Source organism: Nostoc sp. FACHB-190, assembly GCF_014696905.1.
GTDB lineage: Bacteria > Cyanobacteriota > Cyanobacteriia > Cyanobacteriales > Nostocaceae > Nostoc_B.
In genome coordinates this window covers 30286-46261 of the sequence record NZ_JACJQW010000035.1, presented here as the reverse complement: position 1 = coordinate 46261, position 15976 = coordinate 30286, and the positions used below count along the sequence as shown (strand labels likewise).

17 protein-coding genes are annotated in these 15976 nt (G+C 42.6%); 8 read left to right on the top strand and 9 right to left on the bottom strand.

Annotated elements, in window-relative coordinates:
• Nucleotides 1-21: 21 nt before the first annotated feature.
• Nucleotides 22-1446 (top strand): IctB family putative bicarbonate transporter, encoded by a 1425-nt coding sequence (locus tag H6G28_RS28040; protein ID WP_190675896.1) that lies wholly within the window; start codon nt 22-24, stop codon nt 1444-1446.
• A 298-nt stretch (nt 1447-1744) separates the two neighbouring features.
• Here the strand turns inward: H6G28_RS28040 and H6G28_RS28035 are convergent, their stop codons facing one another.
• Nucleotides 1745-2023 carry a WGxxGxxG family protein gene (locus H6G28_RS28035; protein ID WP_190593048.1) on the bottom strand — a complete coding sequence of 93 codons (279 nt, stop codon included), beginning with the start codon at nt 2021-2023 and terminating at the stop codon, nt 1745-1747.
• A gap of 248 nt (nt 2024-2271) precedes the next feature.
• Nucleotides 2272-2739: an SsrA-binding protein SmpB gene (gene smpB, locus H6G28_RS28030; RefSeq protein ID WP_190593029.1), complete on the bottom strand. Its 468-nt coding sequence runs from the start codon at nt 2737-2739 to the stop codon at nt 2272-2274.
• A 477-nt stretch (nt 2740-3216) separates the two neighbouring features.
• Here smpB and H6G28_RS28025 point away from each other — a divergent pair, with 477 nt between their 5' ends.
• Entirely contained in the window at nt 3217-3900 is a 684-nt protein-coding gene (locus H6G28_RS28025) for a response regulator transcription factor (RefSeq protein WP_190675894.1), read from the top strand.
• A gap of 120 nt (nt 3901-4020) precedes the next feature.
• On the opposite strand, the gene H6G28_RS28020 is transcribed toward H6G28_RS28025, so the two are convergent.
• The 4 genes from H6G28_RS28020 to murC all read right to left on the bottom strand — a co-directional run bounded on the left by H6G28_RS28020 (nt 4021) and on the right by murC (nt 7762).
• Nucleotides 4021-4506 carry a low molecular weight protein-tyrosine-phosphatase gene (locus H6G28_RS28020; RefSeq protein WP_190675892.1) on the bottom strand — a complete coding sequence of 162 codons (486 nt, stop codon included), beginning with the start codon at nt 4504-4506 and terminating at the stop codon, nt 4021-4023.
• Between the two features lie 95 nt (nt 4507-4601).
• On the bottom strand, nt 4602-4949 hold the full coding sequence (locus H6G28_RS28015) for a YbaB/EbfC family nucleoid-associated protein (protein ID WP_190593026.1): 348 nt from the start codon (nt 4947-4949) through the stop codon (nt 4602-4604).
• A 213-nt stretch (nt 4950-5162) separates the two neighbouring features.
• The gene (gene murB, locus H6G28_RS28010) at nt 5163-6212 is read right to left on the bottom strand and encodes a UDP-N-acetylmuramate dehydrogenase (protein ID WP_190593025.1); all 1050 of its coding nucleotides are present in this window, start codon (nt 6210-6212) and stop codon (nt 5163-5165) included.
• Between the two features lie 89 nt (nt 6213-6301).
• The gene (gene murC / locus H6G28_RS28005) at nt 6302-7762 is read right to left on the bottom strand and encodes a UDP-N-acetylmuramate--L-alanine ligase (RefSeq protein ID WP_190675890.1); all 1461 of its coding nucleotides are present in this window, start codon (nt 7760-7762) and stop codon (nt 6302-6304) included.
• A 397-nt stretch (nt 7763-8159) separates the two neighbouring features.
• Here murC and nadD point away from each other — a divergent pair, with 397 nt between their 5' ends.
• Both nadD and H6G28_RS27995 read left to right on the top strand, forming a co-directional pair.
• Nucleotides 8160-8783 carry a nicotinate (nicotinamide) nucleotide adenylyltransferase gene (gene nadD / locus H6G28_RS28000; RefSeq protein ID WP_190593023.1) on the top strand — a complete coding sequence of 208 codons (624 nt, stop codon included), beginning with the start codon at nt 8160-8162 and terminating at the stop codon, nt 8781-8783.
• 116 nt (nt 8784-8899) lie between these two features.
• Entirely contained in the window at nt 8900-9913 is a 1014-nt protein-coding gene (locus tag H6G28_RS27995; RefSeq protein WP_190593022.1) for a type I glyceraldehyde-3-phosphate dehydrogenase, read from the top strand.
• 69 nt (nt 9914-9982) lie between these two features.
• Here H6G28_RS27995 and thiL read toward each other — a convergent pair whose 3' ends face one another.
• Nucleotides 9983-10987, bottom strand: coding sequence for a thiamine-phosphate kinase (gene thiL, locus H6G28_RS27990; RefSeq protein WP_190675888.1), 1005 nt, complete (start codon nt 10985-10987; stop codon nt 9983-9985).
• 141 nt (nt 10988-11128) lie between these two features.
• On the opposite strand from thiL, the gene H6G28_RS27985 reads away from it, so the two are divergent.
• The gene (locus tag H6G28_RS27985; RefSeq protein ID WP_190675886.1) at nt 11129-11698 is read left to right on the top strand and encodes a Uma2 family endonuclease; all 570 of its coding nucleotides are present in this window, start codon (nt 11129-11131) and stop codon (nt 11696-11698) included.
• A gap of 43 nt (nt 11699-11741) precedes the next feature.
• Here H6G28_RS27985 and H6G28_RS27980 read toward each other — a convergent pair whose 3' ends face one another.
• The gene (locus H6G28_RS27980) at nt 11742-12848 is read right to left on the bottom strand and encodes a peptidylprolyl isomerase (RefSeq protein WP_190593019.1); all 1107 of its coding nucleotides are present in this window, start codon (nt 12846-12848) and stop codon (nt 11742-11744) included.
• 408 nt (nt 12849-13256) lie between these two features.
• Between H6G28_RS27980 and efp the strand changes: the two genes are divergently transcribed.
• The 3 genes from efp (at nt 13257) to H6G28_RS27965 (ending at nt 14960) form a co-directional block, all read left to right on the top strand.
• Nucleotides 13257-13814, top strand: coding sequence for an elongation factor P (gene efp, locus H6G28_RS27975; RefSeq protein WP_190593018.1), 558 nt, complete (start codon nt 13257-13259; stop codon nt 13812-13814).
• A 214-nt stretch (nt 13815-14028) separates the two neighbouring features.
• The gene (gene accB, locus H6G28_RS27970; RefSeq protein WP_190593017.1) at nt 14029-14550 is read left to right on the top strand and encodes an acetyl-CoA carboxylase biotin carboxyl carrier protein; all 522 of its coding nucleotides are present in this window, start codon (nt 14029-14031) and stop codon (nt 14548-14550) included.
• A gap of 62 nt (nt 14551-14612) precedes the next feature.
• Nucleotides 14613-14960: an ArsR/SmtB family transcription factor gene (locus H6G28_RS27965; protein ID WP_062289993.1), complete on the top strand. Its 348-nt coding sequence runs from the start codon at nt 14613-14615 to the stop codon at nt 14958-14960.
• A gap of 49 nt (nt 14961-15009) precedes the next feature.
• Here the strand turns inward: H6G28_RS27965 and H6G28_RS27960 are convergent, their stop codons facing one another.
• Entirely contained in the window at nt 15010-15630 is a 621-nt protein-coding gene (locus H6G28_RS27960; RefSeq protein WP_190593016.1) for a GerMN domain-containing protein, read from the bottom strand.
• Between the last annotated feature and the right edge of the window lie 346 nt (nt 15631-15976).

Sequence of the window (15976 nt, the reverse complement as noted above, 5' to 3'; positions counted from 1 at the left end):
TCATTAAATGCAGCGTGTCTTATGAATTTAGTCTGGCAACGATTGACTTTATCTGATTTACCACTCAAAGAATACCTGGCAACGAGCTATTTACGTCGTTGTTCGATTGGTTTGCTGAACTCCTGGCGGCAAAGTAGCATTTTGCTTCAGTGGGGAGACATAATTGCAGCTGCTTTAATCAGCTTAATTTATGTTCTTGCGCCTTTTGTATCGAGTACATTGATTGGAGTACTGCTGATAGCATGTGTAGGTTTTTGGCTGTTGTTGACTTTATCTGATGAACCAATACCAGCCAACGCACCATTAGTCACGCCGATTCACTTGTTGGTATTGCTTTATTGGGGAATTGCTGTGGTAGCTACAGCATTATCACCAGTGAAAAAGGCTGCTTTAAATGACTTGGCAACTTTAACACTATATTTGTTGCTGTTTGCTCTTTGTGCTAGGGTACTCAGGTCGCCACGACTCCGGTCTTGGATTATTACGTTATATCTACATATATCGCTAATTGTTAGTGTATATGGATTAAGGCAATGGTTTTTTGGTGCTGCCCAATTAGCTACATGGGTAGATCCAGAATCACCTTTGTCTAAAACAACTAGGGTTTATAGTTATTTGGGTAATCCTAACTTGTTGGCTGGGTATTTAATACCATCTGTAGTTTTGAGCTTAGTGGCAATTTTTGTTTGGCAAGGTTGGGTCAAAAAAGCTTTAGCATTGACAATGGTAGTTGTGAATGCGGCTTGCTTAGTTTTGACTTTTAGCCGTGGTGGCTGGATTGGCCTAGTAGTAGGAGTTTTAACAGCGATCGCATTATTAGTTTATTGGCAGAGTTTACAGCTACCTCCTTTTTGGCGTACTTGGTCACTGCCGATCATTATGGGCGGTTTGCTGGGATTATTGATACTGGCAGTCATCTTTGTTGAGCCTGTACGTTTGCGAGTTTTTAGTATTTTTGCCGATCGCCAAGATAGTAGTAACAATTATCGCCGCAATGTTTGGGATGCTGTTTTTGAAATGATCCGCGATCGGCCTATTATTGGTATTGGCCCCGGTCACAACGCTTTTAATAAAGTTTACCCACTTTATCAACGTCCTCGTTATAGTGCTTTAAGCGCCTACTCAATTCTGCTAGAGGTGGCTGTGGAAACTGGCTTTGTTGGTTTGGCTTGTTTCCTGTGGTTGATAGTAGTCACCTTCAACTCAGCATTTATGCAACTGCGGAGATTGCGCGAATCTGGAAATGTTCAAGGTTTTTGGCTAATTGGTGCTTGTGCAACTTTACTGGGAATGTTAGCCCACGGTACTGTAGATACAATTTGGTTCCGGCCGGAAGTAAATACACTTTGGTGGTTGATGGTGGCTATCATTGCAAGTTACTGGCGGCCACTACATCAAGATAGTAACCAAGCCATTAATTCATCTAATCCAGAGTCTGCTAGTTAACATTGACAGGACTTAAGCCGTAGGATGCAAAATCAAGGTTTAGGAAAAGGTGTAGGTGTTCAAAACCCTTACATCCTTAAACCCATCCTCAACAGACAACCTTTGTGCGTAATTCCTGACTGATACCATTTTGGATTTTAGATTTTAGATTTTGGATTGGGTAAGGGTTGATCGGTAAGCTTTTGAGCCATCAATCTGTCGCAATCATTTTTTAATTTGGTATGAGATAAATGGGCAAGTTTCCACTGCAAACTTGCCCATTTCTGTTGTTGATGTTGCCGCATTTTATTTTGTGGTGCTAGTCCCTGTAACTAGTAGCACCAGGGGCATTAGGATCACGATAGCGGGTAGGTTCATCGTTATGCTTTCTACCAGCTAAACCTGCTAAACCAATGAGACCTAATAATCCCAACCAACCCCAATCAAAATCATTGCGAGCGTAAGTTGTTGTTCTGGGCGCATCACCAGTAGTTGTAGTAGTGTTGTCTTGAGCTTGCACAGGCAATGTTAAAGGCATAATTGCCATACCTAATGTTAATACTCCAGCACTAACAGCTTGAGTCAAGTTGAGTTTCATGGTGAGGTTCCTTGTTGGTTCCATAGTTACTCACCACTGTATCGACTCCTAGGGAAACCAGAATCAATCTGTAGCCATAAACTAGGCTGTTTATCAACTCACGCTGAGGGTATATAAAGAAAAAGTGTGAAGTCTGAATTTTGAAGTCTGAAATATTTTCCTTATACTTTCTTGATTAAAAGTGATGAGTAAAAATACTAGCCCCTAGCCTCTAGTCTCCAGCCTCTCTCCTAACTATTAACCATTGACTAATAATTTTTCATCGCCCTTTGAATATCCCGTTGATCCTGACGACGTTTGAGGTCTTCTCGCTTGTCATGGAGTTTTTTACCTTTACCAAGGGCAATGCTGATTTTTACCCAGCCTCGCTTGAGATACATTTTTAAAGGTACTAGTGTCAAACCCTGCTGTTCTACTTTGCCAATCAACTTCCGAATTTCCTGGCGATGCAGCAATAACTTGCGTGTGCGTCGGGGTTCATGGTTAAAATATTGCCCACTCGCAGTATATGGAGAAATATGCACATTAATTAGCCATATTTCTCCATCACGAATCAAAGCATAACCATCTTGGAGATTCACCTTGCCAGCACGAATGGATTTCACCTCCGTTCCAGTCAACTGCACACCAGCTTCATAAGTTTCCAAGATTTCATACAAATAACGGGCTTGACGGTTGTCGCTAATGACTTTGTAACTTTCGCTTTTTTCACTCATTGATATTTTTATAAGTTTAAATGTGTTGCCAAAATCCTTGAGATTGGCAGGTGAATTTATAGAGGCATATTAAACCACTATAAATTAATTATTCTCGGAATATCAGTGTTATTCTATTAATCTAGCTTTTGACAACTATCAAGTAAAATGTTTTTTGCCTCACAAGTTGCTGCATTATGATTTATAAAGTCAATATGATTTACGGTATGGTGAGTTATTACTCTGAGTTAATTGCAATTTGTGAAGAATTACAAAAGTCTCTATGTCTAGCAAGCACTAGCTATACAACCTACGTTAAACTGCTTGAGTCACTCCTAATGATTTAAGATTTTCTTTATAATTTATCTATTCGGGCAGTCATTAGCTGGTAATCCTGTCATAGTATGAAACATAAGAACACTATTATTAGCTGTGTTCACTGAAAAAGCGCGTAGAAGCAAATTTCCAAATAATAAAAATGCTAGGGGTGTACTGTCCATGCCCTTGACGATCCTTGTGGTGGATGACGACCTGGGCACTCGTCTGTCTATTAGCGATTATCTTGAACTGTCTGGCTACTCGGTGATCACGGCTAATGACGGTCAAGAAGCTTTGGCAATGGTAGAAGAATACTGTCCTGATTTAATTGTCACTGATATAGTCATGCCAAGGATGAATGGTTATGAACTGGTACGCCGAGTGCGCCAACAACCAGGATTCCGTTTGTTGCCTGTAATTTTATTAACAGCACGTACCAAGACCCAAGAGAGAATTTTGGGCTATCAGTCGGGTTGTGATTTATACTTACCCAAGCCGTTTGAGTTAGAGGAATTAGCGGCGGCTATTCGCAATTTGTTGGAGCGATCGCAAATCATTCAATCACAATACCGCGTTTCTCATAAAGAAAATCTGACTAATTCAACTCCAGCAACAGCTGTAGAAGCTCAGAACTCTGTCTTTACTCACCTAGACAAACCAGAGTTTTTCTCTTCCCTGACTTCCAGAGAACAAGAAGTTTTAGAACTGCTGACTCATGGTTTGTCAAATGTGGAAATGGGTCAACAATTACACCTGAGTCCCAGAACGGTAGAAAAGTACGTTAGTAGTTTATTAAGAAAAACCGCTACCAGTAACCGAGCTGAACTGGTACGGTTTGCAATTAAACATGGTCTAGTCGAATAACTATCGAACTTACCCATTGATACAAAAAATTAAGGCTTTGGAAGAGGGTGTAGGGATACCCCTACACCCATTTTTCAAAAATAACCTTTGTGCGTAAGTTATAAACTATTTGTGCATCAATCAAGCTTGTAATTCTTGCTGCGTAATCTCCTGAAGTAGACCTTCACAAGCATCCACCAGTAAATCGATGACTTGATTAAATCCCTCCACTCCCCCGTAGTAGGGATCGGGAACTTCTTTCAGGTTATGTTGAGTGCAAGAATCACACATTAAGCGCACTTTGTGGTGATATTTGCCAGTGGGATCAAGAGCAAGAATATCATCGTAATTGTCTCGATCCATTGCCAAAATCAAATCAAACTCCTGAAAATCTGACTTGGCAAATTGTCTGGCTCGACCACGCAGTTGAATTCCTAATTTAGCAGCCGCCGCCGCACTCATCCGGCGGTCAGGCGGACTACCAATGTGATAGCTAGATGTACCAGCAGAATCACAGATAATGCTGTTACTTAATCCAGCCTGATCGATCAGATGATTCATGATGTTTTCTGCCGATGGCGAACGACAGATGTTTCCCAGGCAGACAAACAACAGTTTGTAGGGCATAGGTATTTTTTGTACTTTATCCTTTGTCCTGTGTCACTTGTCATTTGCCATTTGTACAAACTAATGACTAATGACTCATGACTAATGACTCATGACTAAAATCCAGGCAATTCCAGTCCACTGGTCAATTCTTCCATCCGTTCCCGCATTGTGGCTGTGGATTTGGTGTAAGCATCTTTCATCGCTGCTGTTACAAGGTCGGAAAGTAATTCTGCACCTTGTGCTAAAGCATCAGGAGAAATTTCTACTCGTTTGGGTTCTTGGTTGCCACTGACAATGACCTTGACCAAACCACCACCAGCTTCTCCTTGAATTTCCATTTGCTCCAATTCTTCTTGGAGTCGCTTTGCACCTTCTTGAACTTGCTGCGCTTTTTTGAAGGCTTCGGCAAGTTCTTTCATTTTGCCTAAGCCAAAGCCGAATCCTTGTCCTTTACCTGTCATAATTGATTGTCCGCGTGTGCTTTCAATAACAAATCACATTCAATTATAGATGCGGGTGGTAATTTGCCACTTTTATTACTAATAATTAATGGTGGGGAATAGGGAATAGGGTGTAGGGAATAGGGAATAAGGGCTAGGAAAGAGAAGATTAAATATCGCTGGCTATGAATCAAATTCCTCACTAGCCTCTAACCTCTAACCCCTAGCCTCTCCTTAGCCACAAGCTGCTTGAAACTCACCCATCATTTTGACTTCTGGCTCTAACAAAATCGACCAGCGTTCTTGCACTTGTTCTTGGATGTGACGAATCAGGCAGAAAATATCACTGGCTTTAGCTCCACCGCGATTCACAATAAAATTGGCATGGAGTTGAGCTACCTGTGCGCCACCGATTTGATAGCCTTTGAGTCCGGTTTGTTCAATTAACCAACCTGCTGCATAGGGTTTGGGGTTACGGAAGACGCTACCGCAACTGGGGAAGTTATAAGGTTGGGTGGAGAGTCGATGTTGTTTGTGTTGTTTAGTCACAGCTAAAACTGTGGCGGGGTCGGCTCCTGGTTGCAGTTGGAAGGTTGCTTGGGTGACGATGCGTTGGCAACGCCTCTCCGTTCGCGCAGCGTCTCCGCCAGGAGAAGGAGACTCGCTACCTTGGAGTAATGAAGTTCGATAGCTGTAACCCATTTGTTCAGGACTGAAAGTTTCGAGTGTGCCATCAGGAGATAGAACTTCGGCACTAACCAAGATATCTGCGATGCAGCTATTATGTGCGCCAGCATTCATCACGACAGCACCACCCACAGTACCAGGAATACCAACAGCCCACTCTAAACCTTGCCATCCTAGTTGTGCTGCTTCCCATGCTAGGCTGGGAATCGGTTCTCCCGCAGCAACTGTTAATAAACCTGTTTCTGGGTCAAAGTGGGTGTGGCGTAGGTGGCGTGTGGCAACCACTAGTCCAGGTAAACCGCGATCGCTTACTAGCAGGTTAGAACCTGCACCTAATGTTGTTACAGTTAAGTTATGTTCTTTTGCATAATTCAAGCTGGCTTGCAGTGCTTCTAAGTTCCGAGGCGCAACGTACCATTCTGCTGCTCCGCCAACTCTGTAAGAAGTAAACGCAGACAACGCAGCCTGAGACCTGATCATGCAATCTGTACCTGGTAAATAAATTATTTTGTTATCTGATGATTTATCTGTTTCCTGTTTCTGTGTAGGTGTAGCAGAAACTGTGCAGATGTTTCCAGCTGCCTGGGAGATTTTCATTTTGACATCAATTTTGTGAAATTTTTACATTTTTCTGCCGCAAAAATACAGCAAGGGATATGAATTAATGGTGCCGTTACTCAACGGTCTTAAGAGGTGGCTGTAGCAGCCTCACAAAGTGTAGTAATTAATTCTGGTATGACTTGATTGAGATTTCCTGCACCAAGGAACAAAGCTAAGTCGCCGGGGCGTAGCGTTTTGAGTAAAAACTCGCGCACTAGGGGTAAAGTTGGTTGATACACTACCTGGGGATGAAACTTACCAACTTCTGCTGCTAACTGTTCCCCACTGATTTGCCCTAAGTTGGGTTCCCCTGCACTGTAAATATCAGTCAAGACAACCAAATCAGCATGAGCAAAGGACTGAGAAAATTCTTCTAAAAATGTCAGTGTGCGACTGTAACGGTGGGGTTGGAAGATCGCCACCACTCTTTGTCCTGGTCTAGCCTGGAGACGCGCCGCCGCAAGGGTAGCCCGCAGTTCGCTGGGGTGATGGGCATAATCATCAATAAATGTAATACCATCAACTTCTCCACGAAACTCAAAGCGTCGTCTTGCACCTTCAAAAGTGGCAATAGCTTTGGCAATTTCACCGAATTCTAAATTTAAAATGCGACCAACAGCCACTGCGGCTAAAGCATTGCTCAGGTTATGCCGACCGAGTAAGCGTAATTTTAATACACCTAAAGCTTTACCACGTTCCCAAACTAAAGCTGTGGTGCCATCGTGACGATAGTCAATATTGGTCACGCTATAGTCAGCATTTGTATCTTGATGTAGACTGTAGCTGATTGTCGGTTTTAGGCGATCGCGTACTGTTTCACAATCAATACTGCCAATTAAGGTCTTGCAACCTTGGGCAAATTTTTGGAAAGTATCAACAACTTCATCTAATGTGTCGTAGTGGTCAGGGTGGTCTAGTTCAATATTAGTGATAATGCCAATCTCCGGCGCGTGTTTCACTAAAGAACCATCAGATTCATCTGCTTCTGCTACTAAATATTCACTCTCACCTAAGCGAGCATTACCTTCCCACGCATTGACTTCACCGCCTACCAAAATGGTGGGATCTAAACCAGCTTGTAAGAGCATGTAACCAATCATGCTACTGGTTGTAGTTTTGCCATGCGTACCTGCGACAGCAATACTCTTATAATCAGCAATCAAAGCAGCAAGTACATCTGAACGATGTAATATCGGACAGCCTAATTCTAAAGCAGCTTTATATTCTAAATTGTTAGTGTTAATTGCAGTGGAACAAATTACTTGAGGTAGTGAGGACTCAATAGCAGCTGATAATTCCTGTGAACTTAATGCTGCTGCATTCGTCATCACCTTGGGGCGAAAGAATTCAAGATTACTTGCTTCTTGCTTGCCAAAAATATGTGTACCGATAGATTCTAACTTGTGCGTAATATGATTTGGCCGAACATCTGAACCTGATACTGGCAATTGACGCTTTGCCAGTACATAAGCTAGAGCCGACATTCCTATGCCACCAATTCCAATAAAATGGAATGGTCTACCGCCGAAATCCACAGCATTATTCATTGATTACTCCTCTTACACCACACCATATTCACAAATGACACGCGTATCATAACAGGAATTTGTTTTTTACCGTAAATTTTTCTACACCTTTTTTATGCTGGTTGTCGGAGAGCTTTTCCGCTTTCGTTATGTGGATTGAGAATGATTTTACCTTTGTAGGAGGTTTTTGCTATTTCTGAACTGTTTTTAAGATTATTCTGAAAATTTCCACTGCATCGGGAAAGAAATTCTTGTAAGTAGAAATACATATTTTTAGATTCCTGACTAGTAAGGGCTACGATAATACATTCCTAGCCAAATGAGTTTTAAATTTCATCAAGCTAAGGCATGAATTGAGTACAATAATACATTGACAGTGAAATTGTGTTTCAAATGTATAAAGCCTGGGTAAGAGCAGATGCAACATCTGGCAATTTTCGGTGGCACATTTGATCCAATTCATTGGGGACACTTACTCATCGCCGAAATGGCTTTGTCTCAAGCACCCCTAGATCAAATAATTTGGGTACCATCGTTCAATCCTCCACACAAAAAAGCAGCACGATTTGAGCATCGAGCAAAGATGCTGGAAATAACTACAAGAGACAACCCAGCTTTTACTGTCTCCTTGGTGGAGTCAAATCGCTCTGGAACCTCTTACGCTATCAACACGTTGATTGACCTATCGGCTGTTTATTCAAATACTCATTGGTACTGGATTTTGGGTTTGGATACTTTCCAAACCTTACCTCGGTGGTACCGTAGACAAGAGTTAGTACAAATGTGTGACTGGTTGATTGCGCCCCGACAATTAGATGGTGATCAAGCTAAAAGCAACATTATCTGCCAGCAAGTTGAGCAACAACTACAACAGCAGTCACTTACCATTCACTGGCAATTCTTGAATATACCCTTAGTGGGAGTTTCGTCAAGTCTTATTCGCAAACTTTCTTGCCAAAATCAATCTATTAAGTATTTAGTTCCAGAGCCGGTTAGATTCTACATCACGACCAATAACCTCTATTCAGAAAAATCTGAATAAAATATATATTTTTTTTTGGATCTAACACTTTATAGTTATTAATACTCCCCCCCTTTGCGATATGATTGGGTTCAAAGATATCAACTTATAGGCATAAATACAGAGGGCAAGACACTGTGATTAGAGTCGCAATCAACGGTTTCGGGCGCATCGGGCGTAACTTTGCACGTTGTTGGCTAGGTCGGCAAAATAGCAATATCGACCTTGTAGCTGTCAATGACACATCAGATCCTAGAACAAATGCTCACCTCCTGAAGTATGACTCAATGCTTGGGAAGTTAAAGGATGTTGACATTACCGCCGATGATAACTCTATCATCGTTAACGGTAAAACCATTAAATGCGTATCTGATCGCAATCCAGAAAACTTGCCCTGGAGAGAATGGGGAATTGACCTGATTATTGAAGCAACTGGGGTATTTACTAGCAAAGAGGGAGCTTTAAAGCACGTAAATGCTGGAGCCAAAAAGGTTCTGATTACTGCTCCTGGGAAAAATGAAGATGGTACTTTCGTTATCGGCGTGAATCATCACGATTACGATCACAATGTACACCACATTATTAGTAATGCCAGCTGCACTACCAACTGTTTGGCTCCTATTGCCAAGGTGCTGAATGATAAATTCGGTATCATTAAAGGCACAATGACCACCACCCACAGCTACACCGGAGACCAGCGTTTGCTAGATGCTTCTCACCGCGATGTACGTCGGGCAAGAGCAGCAGCCATCAACATTGTTCCCACCTCTACAGGTGCAGCAAAAGCAGTGGCGCTAGTAATTCCAGAACTCAAAGGTAAGCTGAATGGTGTTGCCTTACGTGTACCAACCCCGAACGTCTCAATGGTAGATTTCGTTGTTCAGGTTGAGAAGCGTACTATTACGGAAGAAGTCAACCAAGCCCTCAAGGATGCCTCAGAAGGTTCACTCAAAGGTATTCTAGACTACAGTGAGCTTCAGTTGGTATCCTCAGACTACCAAGGTACTGATGCTTCTTCTATTGTTGATGCCAGCTTGACTTTAGTAATGGGCAGTGACTTAGTAAAAGTTATGGCTTGGTATGACAATGAGTGGGGTTATAGCCAACGTGTTCTAGATTTGGCTGAACTAGTAGCCCAGAAGTGGCAATAATTTGTCAATGGTCATTTGTCATTTGTCATTGGTCTTGGAACTCATGACAAAGGACTAAGGACAAACTCACTATTGACCAAAATGTTGAAATCCCTGACTAAGACTAAGAACTTGGTCAGGGATTTGTTGATGTTGGTCACGTAATAACACTTGTGAACCAGATGTAATAGTACCGATAATTGCTGCGTCTTGGTTGAGTTGCTGTACTAGGGCATTTGCTTGTGTGGGTGGTAAGCAAAGTACTAATTCAAAGTCTTCACCACCGTAGAGGGCGTATTCTATTGCTTGTTCTGGTTTGAGCCAATTGGTAAAGATAGCTGGAAAAGGAATTTTTTGGCGGTCGATAACTGCACCTACGTTACTGGCGCGACAAATTTGTAAAACTGCATCTGCTAAACCATCGCTACTATCCATTCCGGCTACGGGGAGTGGGGAGTGGGGAGTGAAAATTTCCCAGAGTATGGGTAAGACATCTAAACGGGGTTGAGGGCGTTGGTGAGCTTTGATAAGGGCGGTCTTTTCTGCTAGAGAGAGGTTCTGCCCTAATTGGGGACGCAAGAGCAGTTGTATGCCCGCGTGGGAGGCTCCATGAACACCTGTAACCACGATCGCCATTCCCACTTTAGCAGCAGAACGGCGGATAATGCGCTGGGGATCAACTTGACCAAAGGCGGTAATGGAGATGGTTGCAGTTGGCGATCGCACTACATCACCACCGACAATTGGGGTATGGTATTTTTGCAAGCATTCTGTCATTCCTTGGTAAAGTCGCTCTACCCAACTTACCTGTAAATCACCAGGTAGCCCCAAACCAACAGTAATACCTAAAGGAGTAGCCCCCATTGCAGCTAAATCTGATAAATTCGCGGCTGCGGCTCGCCAACCAGCATCCTCTGGGGAAGTAGTAGCATCACTGAAGTGTACGCCATCAACTAAAACATCGGTAGTTACTACTAGTGATGTTCCTGGCGGTGTTTCTAGAACTGCTGCATCGTCTCCGATAATTTCTGGGGGGCAGAAGCTTTGTAATTTTGCTAATAGTCCTTGTTCGCCAATGTCTTTAACTTTGGTCATTGGTCATTTGTCATTATTCCATAGTCAATTGTCCTTTGTTTTGTCCCTTCTCCTTGTCTTACCTACACCCTTGCACCTTTACCTCCCCTACTTTCTACTCCCTCAAGTTACGATAATGGTATAGTTTAGGAGACTGTGGGGATGGTCGCTACACCAGTAATAAAGCTCACATTTGAAGAGTATTTAACCTATGATGATGGCAGTGGTTTTCACTACGAGTTAGTGGATGGCAGGCTGGAATTAATGAACCCTCCTACAATTGAACATTTTTTAATTGTCGAATTTTTAGCTACCGTATTAAAACTAGAAATCGCACGTTTAAGTTTACCTTGGCTAACTTTTCGGGAAACTGGGACGAGAACAGGAAGAAATAAGTCTAGGTTAACTGATTTGTGTTTGGTAACACAGGAGCAAGCCAGAGATTTACTAAAGGCTTCAGCTGTGTTTGAGACAACACCATTACTGGTTGTAGAAGTAGTCAGTCCAGATTCTATCAAGCGGGACTATCGCCATAAGCGGTCTGAGTATGCGGCGGTTGGTGTGCCGGAATATTGGATTGTAGACCCTTTAGAATTAAAAGTTACTGTATTGCTGCTGGAAGAAGGATTTTACGAAGAGACAGTGTTTACGGCTGACCAGAAAATTGTATCGCAGACGTTTCCCGAATTAGCGATCGCTCCTCATCAAATATTCGCGGCGGGAAATGTGTGAAGTATGAAGTATGAAATTTAACACTTCATACTTCATACTTTATCTAGGCTGCTTGGGGTTGGACTAGATTCTCTATGCCTTGAGTCACTGTTGCAGATTCGATTTTGTCACCAGCTTTGAGTTTATCTAAAACATCTCTGCCTTCTGTGAGATAACCAAATACTGAGTAACGACCATCCAGCAAGTTACGTCCGGCGGGGGTGAGTTCTGGTTCAAACAAGAAAAAGAACACTTGCGATGAACCACCATTTACTTCGCTTTCGGGACGCGCCATTGCTAATGCACCAAAGGAAGAGAACGGTAAAACTGGCATATCCAAATAACGACCAGCATCTTCTAAGGTAATGCCATAAGTTGGTGCTTTATCTCCTTCGACTAGAATTTCTAAAGGAATTGCCCGATATTTGCCTGTTTTGGGGTCAATAAAACCTTGTTCTTTACCTGGGGGGTCGCCTGTTTGCAAGACGTAGGATTCTTCAGAGCGAGTAAATTCTAACCCGTTATAAAAACCCCTTTGGACTAAATCTACAAAGTTACCAGCCGTCACAGGTGCGCTATAACCATCTACAACAACGGTTAAATCGCCTTTATTGGTTTTAATTGCAATGGTCGCACGTCCTTTGAGTTGGGCTAAATTACTGTATTCTTCTGGGACTTCAAAGGGAAATTGCTGCACCATTGACTCTTCTAGCAAAGAAACTAAACTCAGCAATTTGTTTCGCCCTTGCAGAATTTTTTCTTTATCTTTGGATTGTGTCAATTCTTGCAGTTTAATTACGCCAGATTTTAATTCTTCAAGCCATGCTGTGGCTTGGGGTTGGCGTTCTTCGGGGACACTTGCTAAGATTTGTGAAGGCTTATCAAGCACGCGAGATGCTTTACTCAGGTCTTTGGAGACAGCACCCCAGCGTCGATTAGCTCGCAACTGAGTTGATATGTCTTCTAGACTGGCTTGCAGTTGCCTGACTGGTTCATTTTTGATTGGGAGTGCATAACGCAACAAAGCTTTGCCGTCGGTAATTGCATTGCCAGAGGGCAAGGCGGCATTACTGGAGGGAGTCCAGCCAGCTGTATTGATGCCTAAAAATATAACTACCAACAGTATTGTTACTAGGCTGGACTTTAGCCAGGATTTTATTAACTTAAACATGAGTATGGCTCAAATGCAGCATGAATATTGTTGACCGTGCCAATTTTAGATTTTAGATTTTGGATTTTGGATTATTTTGCGGTTCCAGCACCACCCTTCGTGGGCAGAACAAATCTAAAATCGTCAGTTTAAAATCTCCACACTGCATCCCAGGAGTGGATACTGTCAATCTAAAATCGCAAATCTAAAATCCAAAATTGTTTGACTGGGCGGAACCCATCAATAATCTTCCCATAGTTAGGAGTGCTGAGTGAGTTGGGAGTTGGGAGTGGAGAGTTGGGGTGCAGAGGAGAATCACAAATGACCAATGACCAAGGACGAAGGACAATTGACTCTTGACTAATTAACCAATTACTCCGCTAGAAGGGTACAATAAATGCCGATTGTCTTCCAACATTTGAAAGCTTCATGATCTCTAGTAACGACTTTCGACCCGGTGTATCAATTGTATTAGACGGGTCTGTATGGCGGGTGGTTGATTTTCTCCACGTTAAACCCGGTAAAGGTTCGGCGTTTGTCCGCACCACGCTGAAAAACGTTCAAAGTGGCAAAGTTCTTGAAAGAACTTTCCGGGCTGGGGAAACTGTGCCGCAAGCAACTTTGGAAAAAAGCACAATGCAGCATACCTATAAAGAGGGCGATGAGTTCGTCTTTATGGATATGGAAAGTTATGACGAAGGACGACTCAGTGCCGCACAAATTGGCGATCGCGTCAAATACCTCAAGGAAGGTATGGAAGTTAACGTGATTCGTTGGGACGATGTAGTTCTAGAAGTGGAATTACCTAACTCTGTGGTGCTAGAAGTTATCGAAACTGATCCTGGTGTCAAGGGTGATACAGCTACAGGTGGTACTAAACCAGCCAAAGTAGAAACTGGTGCAACTGTAATGGTTCCCTTGTTTATTTCTCAAGGAGAACGGATTCGGATTGATACTCGTGAAGATAAATATTTAGGCAGGGAATAAATTTTCTCTTAAATTTTAGAGTTAATTGTGATTTAAATCCCTATATAGGGTTTAAATCCCTGCCCTAATACCATATTGGATCTGCGATTTTAGATTTTTGGGTTGGAAATAACTGTCTGTGTTTTAGTTGTATCTATCCATCAGTCTCAATCATTTATTCAATTGGTATCACATAAAATAATCATTTTACGGACAGGTTGAGGTAATAAAAGCTGTGCCATTGGACTTTAATGAAATCCGTCAACTGCTGGTAACTATTGCACAAACAGATATTGCAGAAGTAACTCTCAAAAGTGATGACTTTGAGCTATCGGTACGTAAAGCTGGCAGCATAAACAATCACGCTGTACCGCAAGCTGGTATTGGTGGTGTGGCGACAGTAACAACGATTGCAGCCGGAGGAGTAGCACCAACGCTATCTCCAGAGCGAATTTTAGATACTGCTGGTGCAGGTGTACAGGTGACAGGAAATGCACCTTCAGCGATAGATCAAAGATTAGTAGAAGTTGCTTCGCCAATGGTAGGGACTTTTTATCGCGCCCCTGCACCAGGGGAAGCACCATTTGTGGAAGTAGGCGATCGCGTCCGTCAGGGTCAAAGTGTGTGTATCATTGAAGCTATGAAGCTAATGAACGAAATCGAAGCCGAAATATCAGGGCAAGTTATGGAAATTCTGGTTCAAAATGGAGAACCTGTAGAATATGGTCAACCTTTGATGCGAATTAACCCTGATTAAGTATTAATGTATATATGAAATGAGTGATTGTTAACCTTGTCTGTTTTTACGGATCATTCCTGATGAAACAAGCGTTGCCTGTACCGCCGGAAGTGGTGCAACAAGTAGCCGAATATTTCAGCCTGTTAAGTGAGCCGATGCGTCTACGGCTACTGCACTTACTACGGGATGAAGAAAAATGTGTACAAGAATTGGTAGAGGCAACACAAACTTCCCAGGCGAATGTCTCCAAACACCTGAAAGTAATGTGGCAAGCCGGAATCCTCAGCCGTCGCAGTGAAGGCACTTGCGCTTACTATCGGGTGGAAGACGAAATGATTTTTGAGTTGTGTAATCAGGTGTGCGATCGCATCGCTACAAGGTTAGAACAGCAAGCTCGTAACTTTCGCGTTCTGAATACAAAACTTTAGGTCAGGTGTCATTTGTCATTTGTGTTTACTAATGACCAATGACCAATGACTAAAGTGGATAATTCTTGTCAAAGCTTTCACGGGTGAGGGGTTGTTCCAACTCTACGCCTTCGCCACCTAACACATCTAAAGGTTTACCGTTGACATCAATGTAAACTTTGGCTTTGGGGTTCAGGCTGGAGGCTGTGTACACAACTTGGCCGACACGCGCCACCATTGAGGTACTACCGCCACCACTGGTAAAGCTATCAGATAAATTGACGTGGACTTCCTCACCTTCGACTTTTAGGCTTAGTAGCTTAGTACCTTTGGGAATGGTGGTTGAGTCTGTCGCGTCGCTTGGCCCTTCTAATAAAGCCTGAAAAGCTCTTTCTAAGGCTTGGTTAGGCTGAGTCGCGGCTACTTCTACTGATTTAGGCACTAAAGCAATATTTTTGTCTTTGGGTTTTAGCCAATAAACTTGAGCAGTTTTTTCGTCTTGCTGGGTGGTTGATGGCTGTGTGGGCTGTTGTTGAAGACTTTGGTTGGGGTTGGCGGGGTTAGTTGTGACAGGTGCTTTTTGGGTCTGGGTAGTTAACCAAGCTACACCACCACTAACAGCAATTACGGCTGCGGAAACGGCTGCAACTACGCCCGAAGATATGCGATTAGATTTTTGTTCATCATTCATATTAAAAACCTTCCTGACTGACTAAGGGCTGAAATAATTTTGGTGTGAAGAGCAGCCTGGTTATGGACGATACTTATAAGTTGAGAGTTTCCAGAGATTTCGTGAATAGCTCGATACGCTAAAATCAGGCGATCGCTAAATCTAAATAGTCCTGATCTAATTCTAGAATTTGTACTTTAAATCCGTCATCTACCAAATTCTATAAATCTCATTATTTCGTAAGATTTAGGAAATTATTAAGAATTAGGGAACAGGGAACAGAATTTTTATCTATAACCTGTATTGTCAAAAGTTATAAGTACATAATTAGAAGACGCATTTCGACTCCCTTCTCCTTCGGAGACGC